Source organism: Chelatococcus asaccharovorans, from assembly GCF_003201475.1.
Taxonomy (GTDB): Bacteria; Pseudomonadota; Alphaproteobacteria; order Rhizobiales; family Beijerinckiaceae; genus Chelatococcus; species Chelatococcus asaccharovorans.
Genome location: NZ_QJJK01000002.1, coordinates 348,861 through 360,727 on the forward strand (window position 1 = coordinate 348,861; position 11,867 = coordinate 360,727).

14 protein-coding genes are annotated in these 11,867 nt (G+C 62.9%); 2 read left to right on the forward strand and 12 right to left on the reverse strand.

Features of this window, described 5'->3' with window-relative positions; genetic code table 11:
* Window positions 1-2 precede the first annotated feature (2 nt).
* From C7450_RS06190 to C7450_RS06240, 11 genes are all read right to left on the reverse strand, one after another.
* Window positions 3-173, reverse strand: a complete 171-nt coding sequence (locus C7450_RS06190; protein WP_110373531.1) for a cbb3-type cytochrome c oxidase subunit 3 — start codon at window positions 171-173, stop codon at window positions 3-5.
* A gap of 4 nt (window positions 174-177) precedes the next feature.
* Entirely contained in the window at window positions 178-906 is a 729-nt protein-coding gene (ccoO, locus tag C7450_RS06195) for a cytochrome-c oxidase, cbb3-type subunit II (RefSeq protein WP_110373532.1), read from the reverse strand.
* A 4-nt stretch (window positions 907-910) separates the two neighbouring features.
* Window positions 911-2,560 (reverse strand): cytochrome-c oxidase, cbb3-type subunit I, encoded by a 1,650-nt coding sequence (gene ccoN / locus C7450_RS06200; protein WP_110373533.1) that lies wholly within the window; start codon window positions 2,558-2,560, stop codon window positions 911-913.
* A gap of 20 nt (window positions 2,561-2,580) precedes the next feature.
* Window positions 2,581-3,027, reverse strand: a complete 447-nt coding sequence (locus tag C7450_RS06205) for an Rrf2 family transcriptional regulator (RefSeq protein WP_110373534.1) — start codon at window positions 3,025-3,027, stop codon at window positions 2,581-2,583.
* Window positions 3,018-3,542 (reverse strand): DUF4149 domain-containing protein, encoded by a 525-nt coding sequence (locus C7450_RS06210; protein ID WP_110373535.1) that lies wholly within the window; start codon window positions 3,540-3,542, stop codon window positions 3,018-3,020. Before C7450_RS06210 ends, C7450_RS06205 begins: the two co-directional genes overlap by 10 nt.
* Before the next feature lie 296 nt (window positions 3,543-3,838).
* Window positions 3,839-4,552, reverse strand: coding sequence for a carboxymuconolactone decarboxylase family protein (locus C7450_RS06215; protein WP_110373536.1), 714 nt, complete (start codon window positions 4,550-4,552; stop codon window positions 3,839-3,841).
* A gap of 4 nt (window positions 4,553-4,556) precedes the next feature.
* The gene (locus tag C7450_RS06220; RefSeq protein WP_110373537.1) at window positions 4,557-5,384 is read right to left on the reverse strand and encodes an ABC transporter permease; all 828 of its coding nucleotides are present in this window, start codon (window positions 5,382-5,384) and stop codon (window positions 4,557-4,559) included.
* A 14-nt stretch (window positions 5,385-5,398) separates the two neighbouring features.
* Window positions 5,399-6,184, reverse strand: a complete 786-nt coding sequence (locus C7450_RS06225; protein ID WP_110373538.1) for an ABC transporter ATP-binding protein — start codon at window positions 6,182-6,184, stop codon at window positions 5,399-5,401.
* Window positions 6,184-7,254: an ABC transporter substrate-binding protein gene (locus C7450_RS06230; protein WP_110373539.1), complete on the reverse strand. Its 1,071-nt coding sequence runs from the start codon at window positions 7,252-7,254 to the stop codon at window positions 6,184-6,186. The genes C7450_RS06225 and C7450_RS06230 overlap by 1 nt, the downstream gene beginning before the upstream one ends.
* A 35-nt stretch (window positions 7,255-7,289) precedes the next feature.
* A complete protein-coding gene (locus C7450_RS06235; RefSeq protein ID WP_110373540.1) occupies window positions 7,290-7,778 on the reverse strand; it encodes a heme-binding protein in 489 nt (162 codons plus the stop codon).
* A gap of 10 nt (window positions 7,779-7,788) precedes the next feature.
* Window positions 7,789-8,538 (reverse strand): SDR family NAD(P)-dependent oxidoreductase, encoded by a 750-nt coding sequence (locus C7450_RS06240; protein WP_110373541.1) that lies wholly within the window; start codon window positions 8,536-8,538, stop codon window positions 7,789-7,791.
* Window positions 8,539-8,675: 137 nt separating this feature from the next.
* Here C7450_RS06240 and C7450_RS06245 point away from each other — a divergent pair, with 137 nt between their 5' ends.
* Window positions 8,676-10,289 (forward strand): GMC family oxidoreductase, encoded by a 1,614-nt coding sequence (locus C7450_RS06245; protein WP_245449499.1) that lies wholly within the window; start codon window positions 8,676-8,678, stop codon window positions 10,287-10,289.
* A gap of 32 nt (window positions 10,290-10,321) precedes the next feature.
* On the opposite strand, the gene C7450_RS06250 is transcribed toward C7450_RS06245, so the two are convergent.
* Window positions 10,322-11,032 (reverse strand): carboxymuconolactone decarboxylase family protein, encoded by a 711-nt coding sequence (locus tag C7450_RS06250; RefSeq protein ID WP_110373543.1) that lies wholly within the window; start codon window positions 11,030-11,032, stop codon window positions 10,322-10,324.
* A gap of 40 nt (window positions 11,033-11,072) precedes the next feature.
* On the opposite strand from C7450_RS06250, the gene C7450_RS06255 reads away from it, so the two are divergent.
* Window positions 11,073-11,837 carry an SDR family NAD(P)-dependent oxidoreductase gene (locus tag C7450_RS06255; protein ID WP_170147094.1) on the forward strand — a complete coding sequence of 255 codons (765 nt, stop codon included), beginning with the start codon at window positions 11,073-11,075 and terminating at the stop codon, window positions 11,835-11,837.
* The last annotated feature ends 30 nt before the right edge of the window (window positions 11,838-11,867 follow it).

The following is an 11,867-nucleotide window of genomic DNA, read 5'->3' on the forward strand; positions in this document are numbered from 1 at the left end:
GCCTAATCCCCCGGCCGGTCGTCTTTATTGAAAATGCTGTTCTTGGCCCGGTCGAAGCGCTTTCGATTCGAGGGCCACAGCGCATAGACCAGGACCACTGCGGCCAGCGCGATCAGGTAGAACAGGCCCCAGCTCTTCGAGAAGGCCACGAGCGTTTGATGATCGAACGTCATCGTCTCACTCCTGTGCCGCTGCGGTCTTCTGCGCCGCATCGGTCAGGCGGCCCAGCACCTGGAGATAGGCGACGAGCGCATCCATCTCCGTCAGCCGACCGGCGCTGCCATCGAAGGCGCGGACGTTGGTCGCCTCGCCATAGCGCGCCGTCACGCCGCTCGCATAGGGGCTGTCGGGATTGGCCTGTCCGTAGGCATCGGCGCCCGCATTGGCGATCATGTCGTCGGTATAGGGAACGCCTACCCTGCGCTGCGCGGCCAGATGCAAGCCGAGATCGTCGGTCTTGAGTCCATTGCGCTTCAGCCAGGCGTAGCGCGGCATCACCGATTGCGGCACGACATCGCGCGGGTTGATGAGATGCGCGACCTGCCAGGCGTCGGAATATTTGCCACCGACGCGCGCGAGATCCGGGCCGGTGCGTTTGGACCCCCACAGCATGGGGTGATCATATTGGGATTCGACCGCCAGCGAGAACGGGCCATAGCGCTCGACTTCGTCGCGCAGCGTTCGGATCATCTGGGAGTGGCAGGCATAGCAGCCCTCCCGGATGTAGATGTTGCGGCCGGCAACCTCCAGCGGCGTATAAACACGCATGTCGGGCGCCTGCTCGACCGTCTCGTGGATCGTGAAGAGGGGCGCGATCTCAACGAAGCCGCCGATGGCCGACACGCCGACAATGGCCAAGACGAAGCCGATGGCGCTGCGTTCGAGTTTCCGGTGAAAATTCGGCATCGTCTTATTCCCCCGGCACGAGTGCAGCGCTGGCCGGCACGTCGACCGTGTCACGCCCGGCCGCCTCGGCCCGCCGCGACATGCGGATCGTCATCCAGATATTGTAGGAAGCAACGACAGCCCCGGCGAAGAAGAACAACCCGCCGACCGTCCGCGCGATATAATAGGGACGCATCGCGACCAGACTGTCGATGAAGGAATAGGCGAGCGTCCCGCTGTCGTTATAGGTCCGCCACATCAGCCCCTGGATGATGCCCGAGTTCCACATCGCGAAGACGTAGATGATGGTGCCGATCAGCGCGAGCCAGAAATGCACCTCCACCAGCGCCGGCGAATAGATGCGCTCCTGTTTCCACATCCAGGGAACGAGCGCGTAGAGCGAGCCGAAGGTGATCATCGCCACCCAGCCGAGCGCGCCGGCATGGACGTGGCCGATGGTCCAATCCGTGTAATGCGACAGCGAATTGACGGCGCGGATCGCCATGAACGATCCCTCGAAGGTCGACAGTCCGTAGAAGACGGCCGCAACCATCATGAAGCGCAGCGTGGCATCGTCGCGCACCTTGTGCCACGCGCCGTTCAACGTCGCCAGCGCATTGCCGGCCGAGGCCCATGACGGCACCAGGAGCACGATGGAGAAGGTCATGCCGAGCGTCTGCACCCACTGCGGCAAGGCCGTATAGTGCAAGTGATGCGAGCCCGCCCACATATACATGAAGGTGATGCCCCAGAAGCTGATGATCGACAGCCGGTAGGAGAAAATCGGTCGCCCGGCACGCTTCGGCAGATAGTAATACATCATGCCCAGGAAGCCCGCGGTCAGGAAGAACGCCACGGCATTATGCCCGTACCACCATTGCGTCATCGCGTCCTGCACGCCGGAGAACAGCGAATAGCTCTTGGCATGCCCCAGCGAGACCGGCACCGCGAGGTTGTTGACGATGTGCAGGATCGCCACGACCAGGATGAAGGCCATGTAGTACCAGTTCGCCACATAGATATGCGGCTCCTTGCGGCGCTGCAGCGTGCGGATATAGATCAGGAAATAGACGACCCAGACGATGACGAGCCAGAGGTCTGCATACCATTCGGGTTCGGCATATTCCTTTGACTGGGTCACCCCCATGAAATAGCCGCTCGCCGCCAGCACGCAGAACAGGTTGTAGCCGATCAGCACGAACCACGGACTGAACTGATCCGGCAGCCGCGCCCGTGAGGTGCGCTGAAGAACATGGAGGGATGTCGCGATCAGGGCATTACCGCCAAAGCCAAAGATCACGCCCGAGGTATGGACAGGCCGGAGGCGGCCGAAACTGGCCCAGGCGGCATCGAAGGTCAGATCGGGCCAGGCGAGAAGCGCAGCCACCCAGACCCCAAAGAACATGCCGATCACGGCCCAGATCATCGCCAGAACGATGCCGGCCTTCGTCGGATCATCGTAGTATTGCGAAAGGCGATCTTCCGGGGGTTCCGGATCGAGATACCGGGTGGCCACCAGGGCGATGACCCCAAGACTGAAAGCCAGGACGATGAAGCCATGTGCGCCGATGAGATCGTTGCGCCCGACAATCGCCATGGCGAGCCCGCAAACGGCAATGAGCCCCGCTATCACAAGGGCGAGCCTTCGCTCCGAAACCGTTAGTCCTGAGACCATTTATTTGCCCTTCCCCAGGTTTAGGCGATCGCCTCGCTGATACCGAGCAAGGGCTTGAGCACAGCCCTGTTGCGGACGATGTCAGCGAGCGTGTACGTGTCGAGGACTGCGAGATAGGCCGCGAGCGCTTCGGCGAACACACCCTTCAGCCTGCAGGCCGGCGAGATCGCACAGGTGCCGCCGACCCCTTGCATGCATTCGACCAACGAGAAATCCTCCTCCGTCGCGCGCACGAGCGCACCGATATTGATCTCGGCCGGCGCCTTGGCGATACGGATGCCGCCGGATCGCCCACGGATCGTCTCGATCAAACCAAGGTTGCGCAACGTAAGCGCGACCTTGAGAAGGTGGTTCCGCGAAAGGCCATAGGTCACAGCGACATCATTCACCGTGCAGACACCGTCCGGCCGCAATGCGGCATAGATCAGCATTCTGAGCGCATAGTCGGTATGAAACGTCATGCGCATCGCTGGACGTCCCGCGGTGCGCGGAGCGCCGAGAGCGCGTCGATCGACAGCCCAACCAGCAACACAACCTTCAGGGCTTCCGCGGCGATGTAGAGGCGATGGTGAGGCGTGCCCGGCACCATGACTCCGGCGATTATCTGGCTGACCCGTGCATCGAGCAGAGGCAGCAACCATACGGCCTGGATGATCAGCACGAGAGCGAGGATGGCAATGACGCCCAGGCGCAGGTTGCGCGACTGCGGCGAGAGAAGTGTGGTTGCGAACACTATTGCGCAAAGGGCCCACTCGGTTTTCGAAAGCAATGCGAAGGTGACACGACCAACGTCGAGCGCGGTTGGCAGATCCAGCGATGGCGCCTGGAACTTCACCGGTGTTGCCAGAAACGATACGCCGAGCAGCCCCCCGAGCCAGATCATGGCGACAAAGCCAAATGCAATGTCGCTGAAACTCCGCCAAACGCTTTGATCGCGATCAAATTGCGGCAGGACCTTTTGTGAGTCACGTGCATCCGGCATTGCTCCTCCTGCATCGCAATCGCACCGGCCTTTAAAGCGGTATTATAGATGCCACTTTTTTCACAGACAAGAGCAAAGCCGGCCACGCCATCTCATGCCGCCGGTCTAGTCTAGGGCAAAGTCCGTCTTTCGCGGACTTGCTCCGCTCAACAATAGACGAGCAAATTCACCAACTTGGATGGTATCAAACGATTCCATCCAAGCCGGATTTGCTCTAATGCCACGACGATGCTGCGACTCTCGGAAGCGGGGTGCGTGATGACACGACACAGCCCCGGGGGACTGCCGGCAATATCTCACACGCGATCGGGATGCCCGCCCTGGCGCGGCGTCTCCGCCCAGGCGCGATAGCGCGGCGACGGCGTGACGTCTCCGCGCGCCATCAGGTCCACCCATACGCCACAGGCATCGAGGAAATGGTTCACGCCGACCGGCCACATGATGAGGCTCATGGCCTCAACCAGCGCGTCCTCCGAACCACCAAGGCGATAAATCGCGCGGATATGGGCGGCCAGGCCCCATTTATGGCCGAGTGCTGCTTGCATCCCGGCCATGGCGAGGTGGCTGAGCCCGGCCGGCAGGAGGCTCTCGTCGATCAGCGCCTCGAAATCCGCGAGATAGGCGTCCTGGCCGGCAAGTCCCGGGAAGGACGACGACCAGCTCCGGTCCATGAAGGCAAAGGCTTCGGCGCCGAAGGCGAAGGCAGCGAGCCGCGTCAGCAAGCGCGCTTGATCCTGCGTGCCGCCCTCCTTGAAGAAGAGCTCGACGTGGTGGGTGCCGATCGCCTCCTTCGCCGCAATCAGGATGGCCAGCCAGACGACCTCGCGCTCGAAGCCGGACAGATGCCTGTCCGTCTGCGTCAGCGCCTTGTACATGGCGAAATAGGCATCCTGGAGGTCCGGCGCGGCAACCGCCATCGCGCCGTGATGCGGCAGGAGAAAGCCTCGCCCCCGCCGCAGCGTCTCGATGCGTTCCTTGAGTTCGGCCGGGACGTCATTATCCTGCGCCATCAGATCAGCTCCGCCAGCGAAGGAGCCAGCCTTCCGTCACCTTGAGCAGCCCGTTGATGATCGCGCCGACGACAGCCAGGATCAGGATGCCGGCAAAGACCGAATTGGTGTCGAAGAGGCCCGTTGCCTGGGCAATGATGAAGCCGATGCCGCGGTTGGCCGACATGAACTCGCCAATGACGGTGCCGACCAGCGCATAGGGCACCGAAACCTTGAGCCCCGTGATGACCCAGGCCGTCGCCGAGGGAATGATGACCGTGCGCATCACGCCCCATTGCGAGGCGCCCATGATCTGCGTGGCGTGAATATAGATTGGGTTCACTTCGCGCACGCCGGAGAACGTGTTGAGAAACACGACAAAGAAAACGATCGACGCGGAGACGGCGATCTTCGACTCGATTCCGATGCCGAACCAGATGATGAAAAGGGGCGCCAGCGCGAGCTTCGGAATACTGTAGAGAGCGGTGATATAGGGATCGAGCACCTCGGCAAGAAAGGCAAATTTGCCGAAGAGAAGCCCGAGCGCAAAGCCGATCGCCGAGCCTATGAGGAAGCCGATGGCGGTCGCATAGAGCGTGATCGAAAGATGGCGGACAAGTTCGCCATTCAAAAGCCAAGTATAGATCTTGCCGAAGACCGCGCTGGGCGAGGACACGAAGAAGGGATCGATCAAACGGCCCGACGCCCATTGCCAGAAGGCGAGGAAAAAGACACCGAAAGCCAGCTGGCAGACATAGACCAGAACCTTGCGCCGCACGAGGCCGGCCTCGAAATCGCGCACGGCCTTCGATGGCGCACTCGTGCCGACTGCGGCCCCTTCATCGATCTGCATGGCCTGTCCTTTGCTCACAGATCTTCACCCTTGGCGATCTCCGGCGAGAGCTCACGCCAAAGATTATCGTAAGCAGCCTCGAACTGCGGAAGAAAGCGAACCTTGAAGACATCGCGCGGATAGGGAATATCGATCTGCTCGATATATTTGATACGCCCAGGACGCCCGGAGAAGACGACGACGCGGGAGGCCAAGGCAATCGCTTCGGCAAGGTCATGGGTCACGAAGACAATCGTCTTCTTGTGCTCCTGCCAGATGCGAAGGAGCTGCTGCTGCATCACCAGCTTCAGCTGGGCATCAAGCGCGCCGAAAGGCTCGTCCATCAGCAGCGTTTTCGGCTCATAGGCCAGCATCTGCGCCAGCGCCACACGCTTGCGCATGCCGCCGGACAGTTCCTTCGGAAAGGCCTTACCGAACCCGCGGAGATCGACGAGCGCGAGCATCTCCTCGACGCGCTTCTGCCGCTCCGTCGACGGCACGCCGCGATACTCAAGCGGAAGGCTGATGTTGCGCTCGACGGTCCGCCACGGCAACACGCTGTCGGCCTGGGTCAGATAGCCGACACGCCGGTTGATCGATGCAACCTGGCGGCCTTCGTGAACGATCTCGCCCGAGGTCATCGGAATGATGCCGGCGATCATATTGAGCAACGTCGATTTCCCGCACCCGGACGGGCCGACGAAGGCGACGAACTCGCCTTCCTCGATCGTCAACGAGACGTGGTCAAGCGCGACAACCTCGCGGCCGCGCCCCACGTATCGCTTGTCCACCTGCTCAATGCGGATGGCTGCCTCGGGCATCACAGTCCCTTCATCGCTGCATCCGCCACCGACGGATCACAGACCGTGTCGAAGGAAATGGTGCTCGGCAGGGCCGCGGCGCCCATCTGCTGGTTGACGGTGTTGATGAAAGCGATGTTCTTGTCGAGCAAAGCGCGCTTCGGGGTCGGATCATCGAAGTAGATCGCGCCGTTGTTCGCGAAGGCAAGGTCGAAGGTGGCCGGCTCGAGCCCCTCGAACCAGTCCTTGGCCCAGGCCTTGAACTTCTCCGGCTCGTTCTTGATAGACCGCAGGGAGAGCGCGATGCCGCGCGCGTAGCGTTCCAACGCGTCGCGCTTGCTGGCGATAGTCGCCTCGCCGCTCGACGCCACGATATACTGCACCTCCTTCATTTCAGTCGGCGGATTGAGCGCCATCTGAAAGAGATAACCACAGTCCTGCTTCTGCACAGCCATGTCGGCGGTGGGCGACGACAGGCAGAAACCTTCGATCACGCCCTGCTGCAGGGCGGCGAGGATCGCCGGCCCGCCGCCCTGGATCGGTACGAGCTGGAAATCCTTGTTGGCGTCGAGCCCGACCGTCGAGGCGAGATAGCGGAAGAGCGCGTCAGGCGCCGCGCCCGGGCCGGTCGTGCCGAGCTTGAGCCCCTTGAGCGCCTCGATCTTCTTGTTCTGCGGCGACTTTTCGTCGACGCCACGCTTCGCCAGGATGTCTTTTTTCAGGAGGATATGGCTCGCATACCGATTGACGGTCGCGATGAAGGTGCGGATCTGCAGGTTCTGGGTGCGCGCCCGCAGGGCCTCACCGGGATCGCCCAGCACGATGTCGACACCGCCGCCCTGTAGCGCAGCGATATTGGTGCCGCGATTGGACGCATTGGAATTGACCTTGACCCGCGCCTCGGTGAAGAAGCCAGCCGCGTTCGCATAGTCCTCGGCTGCCCAGAGCCAGGATTTGGACGTCGACCGCAAAGTCGTCAGCTCGGGCATCGAGGACTGGGCATAAACGGTCTTGGGCAGAAAACTCGCGGCCGCGAGACCTCCTGCTGAAGCCAGAACCGAACGGCGAGAAAAAACTGAATTGCTTGCCATGCTTCTCTTCCCCTTTATCTGTTGAGATTATGTCGTTATTGCCAAAGCAATTCGGCGTTCGATCCAATTTCGACGATCCGGTGGACCGCCCCCATGATGAGGGCGTGATCCTCCTCGTGGGGCAAGCCCGAAACCGCGAGCGCACCAACGATCTGCCGTCCGGCGAACAGCGGGACGCCGCCGCCCATGTCGATCACCGCCTTCGGATCCGCCCAGCCAACATCGGACAGGACACGCCCCGTCGCGCGCAGATGATGAAACCACCAAAGTGAACTATGTCCGCAGTTGAACACGGTATTGATCTTGAGATCGAGAAAATGCGCGTTGTCCAGACCGGTCCCGTCCTGTGCGAGCATCAGAACGGTCCGTCGCCCCAGGACGATCTTCACGCAGAGTGGGGCCGGCGCTTGCGCCAGCAAGTCCCGGCCGAGCTCATGCAAGACATCCGCGCCAAGCGCCAGCCTTGCTAAGAGACGCTCATCCGCCTCGATGGCGGCTTTGGCAGCCGCATGATCAACGCCCATAACGCTCCCCTCACGCTGCCAGCACGATGCCGCCCGTGACGTTCAAAATCGTGCCGGTCATGTAGGCTGAATGCGGTCCGCACAGAAAGCGGACCGGACCGGCAACGTCGTCGGCCGTCCCGATGCGCCGCAGGGGAATGGCGTCAGGATCGGGCTTCGAGAAACCCGCCGTCATCTCCGTGGCGATCACGCCGGGAGCAACAGCATTGCACAGAATACCATACGGACCGCCGTTGCGCGCGACATGGCGGGCCATCGCCGCAACCGCGCCCTTCGACGCGGAATACTCCGTGCCGACAATGACGCCGCCCTGATAATAGGCCATGGAGCTCACCAGAACGATGCGCCCGTAACGGCGCGCGCTCATATGCGGCCAGCAGGCGGCGATGGAGGCCTGGGTTCCATTGACATTCACATCGATGACACGATCCCACTGCTCCCAGTCGCCGGCGACCGTGCCGGGTGGGCAGATTCCCGCATTGCAGACAAGAATATCGAGACGCTTTTCGGACGCGATAATGTCATCGGCCAGCGCGACAGAGGCCGCCCGATCGACGACATCGAGCCGACACCCATAGGCCCGGCCGCCAGCCTCGGCGATTCCGGCGACAGTCTCATCGCAGGACAACAGATCAGCGGCATAGACGGTCGCCCCGTCCTCGGCGAGAGCCCGGCAGACCGCAGCGCCGATACCGCGCGCGCCGCCCGTGACGAGCGCAACCTGTCCCGCGAGCGGCCCCTTGCCTGAATCAACCTGCATCAAACCCTCTCCCCCGCTGTGCAATTCAAGGCATTGGCGCCTCGACGTGCATGCGGCCTTTACAAGTTGTTATTACCCTCAAGTTCTGTTATTCTTGTTATAAACAAAGTACAAGTTATTTGTCAAACGGGGCTTCCGTGGGATTCGACTTCATCATCGTCGGCGCTGGCTCGGCCGGTTGCGTCCTCGCCAACCGTCTGTCCGCAGACCCGCGTCATCGTGTGCTCCTGCTGGAAGCCGGCGGATCGGACTGGAACCCGCTGTTCCGCGTTCCACTGATGACCGGCGTGTTGTTGCGCAGCCGTTACGCCAATTGGTTCTATCGTACGGAACCCGAGCCCCATCTCAATAACAGGCAATTGTTTTGGCCACGCGGTCGCGTGCTCGGCGGCTCATCGGCCATCAATGGCATGGTCTATACCCGCGGCACGCCCCTCGACTATGACGGCTGGGCGCAGATGGGCCTGCCGGCGTGGTCGTTCGACAAGGTTCTGCCGGCCTTCAAGCGCAGCGAGAGCTATCAGCCAGGGGCGAACGCCTTTCACGGCGGCGGCGGGCCTCTGCCGATCTCGCGGCCGAACACCCCCAATCCTCTCTTCGATGCCTTCGTGGCAGCAGGCCAGCAGGCCGGCTATCCCTTCAATCCGGATTTCAACGGTGAAAGCCAGGAGGGTTTCGGCCGCTACGATTTCACCACCAGGAACGGCGAGCGCTGGAGCACGGCGCGCGCCTTCCTCGATCCCGCACGGCGCCGCCCCAATCTCACGATTCGCACGGATGCTCGCCTCCTGAAGGTTATCGTCGAGAACGGACGCGCGACAGGCGTCGAGGTCCTGGCCGGGCGCGATCGGCAGACCATCCGCACGGATGGCGAGGTCATTCTATCCTGCGGCACGGTGAACTCGCCCGCGGCGCTCATGCATTCCGGGATCGGCGACGGCGCGGTGCTTGCCGGTCTTGGCATCCCGGTCGTGCAGGATCTCAAAGGCGTGGGCAAGAACCTGCAGGACCACCTCCTCGCCAGGGTGGAACATGCCTGCCTCGAACCCGTCACGCTTTACGGCACGCTGCGCGGCGACCGGGCGGCTTTCGCCCTCCTCCGGGCGATCTTTCTGAAGAGCGGGCCGGCATCCTCCTTCCCGCTCGAGGGTGGCGCCTTCTTCAAGTCGGATCCTGCGCTTGACGAGCCGGACCTGCAATCGCATTTCCTCCCCGGCCTCTCGACGGCCGCACTCCGGCTGCCGTTTCTGGCCAAACCGAAGGGCCGCTACGACGGCCATGGGTTCTTCGCCAATGTCTACCAGTTGCGGCCGCACAGCCGGGGCGAGATCACGATCGGCAGTGCCGACCCGCTGGCGGCACCCCTGATCAAGCCCAATTACCTCTCGGATCCGGCAGATCTACGCGTCCTCCGGGAAGGTGTGAAGGCCCTGCGGCGCGTTTTCGCGCAGCCGGCGTTTGATCGCTTCCGCGGCCCCGAACTCGCCCCCGGCCCCGATGTGGTCTCGGACAGGGATATCGAGCAATGGCTTCGGGGGGTGGCCGACACCGTTTTTCATCCGGTCGGCAGTTGCCGCATGGGCACGGATGACGGGGCCGTTGTCGATCAGCATCTGCGCGTTCACGGGGTGGCGGGGCTGCGTGTCGTCGATGCGTCCGTCATGCCGCGCATGCCGTCGTCCAACACGCATGCGCCGACCGTGATGATCGCCGAACGCGCCAGCGACTTCATCCTCGGGGAGCCGGCGTGAGCACCGCGGCAAGCCTGCCGCGCTCGAGGCTTTCAACGCGCGGCACGGCTCGCCTCGTCGAAACCACCCTGGCCCGACAGATGCGCCCAGTCGTGGAACGATTGCGAAGCAGGGACTTTGCCGTCGACAATGAGCTCACGCCACACACGCGCGGCCTCGACGAAATGCGGGACGCTGCCGGGAAACATCGTCAGGGAGACCGCTTCCGCCAGATCCAGTTCCGGCACGCCATCCGCGTAGGCCGCCACGATCTGCAGGGCCAGCGCATCCCAGCCCGCCTTGCAGACGAACACGGCGGCCGCGGCCATGTGCACAAGGCGCATCGAAACGTCGCGCGCCGCGGAGCGCAAGGCGCGCTGATAGATGGCAGGCGGATCGCAGGCCGGCAGGTGGGAAAGCCAGTTCTTGTTGACGAACCGATAGGATTCGAAGCCGAGCGCCAGCGCGGTGACCGTCAGGATAACGTCGATCTCCTCGTCGGTGCCGCCCGCGGCCTTGAACTTGGCGATATGATGGGTGGCGATCGCCTCGTCGGTCGCGATCAGAATGGCGAGCCATACAAACTCGCGATCGTGGTGGCTCAAGACGCGGTCATCAAGGGCCATCGCGGTATAGGCGGCGTCATAGGCTTCCAGCAGCGCTGGCGCGGTAATGGCCATCAGTCCGTGGTGGGGCAGCAGATAGCCGCGCTTGGCACGGATGCCGGACAACAGCTCTGTCAGGTCGAGCGGCGTGGTTACCATCGAGACTTTTCCTCAAATCAGCATGCAAGGTCTTTCGGACATGACAAGTAATACAAGTCTGGCCTCCCGTCGCCTGCTTGTTACCGGTGCGGGTTCCGGCATCGGCCTGGCGTTCCTCCGTCTGGCGCTTGCGGACGGAGCGCACTGCGTCGCCCTTGTTCGCGACCAGGCCGAAGGCGACAGGCTTGTCAGGGAGGATGGCCTCGCCGGGCTCGCCGCAGAGAACGTCATCGCCGCGGATTTGACGGACTTCGCGCGGTCCGCCGACTGTGTGCAGCGCGCGGCAACCCGCCTCGGCGGCCTCGACGGCCTGGTGTCCTGCGCGGGCATTTTCGATCACCGGCCTGGGCTTGAGACGGACGTTGCAGATTGGCAGCGCGTCCTCGATATCAATCTCACGGCCGGTTTCACCCTCGCGCGCGACTGCGCGCTCGCCATGGGTGCGGGCGCGCCGAACGCCATCACATTCGTCTCAAGCCAGATCGGCATCGTCGGGCATCCGCGCGCGGCCGCCTATGCGGCGTCGAAAGCCGGACTGAACGGGCTCACCAAGGCGCTTGCCCTGGAACTTGCGCCGCGCGGCATTCGCGTGAATGCGGTCGCGCCCGGCCCCATCACGACCCCGATGACCGCCGTTGCCCGGGCCGATGCCGCCCGCGCGGAGAAACTGACGGCAAGCATCCCGCTTGGCCGCTTCGGTGAGGCCGATGAGGTCGCCGAGGCGCTGCGTTTCCTGACCTCCGCAGGCGCTTCCTTCGTCACCGGGCAGATCCTCTGTGTGGACGGCGGTGTGACGGCGGCTTAAGAGGAAGGCACAAAGCTGCTTGATATCGCC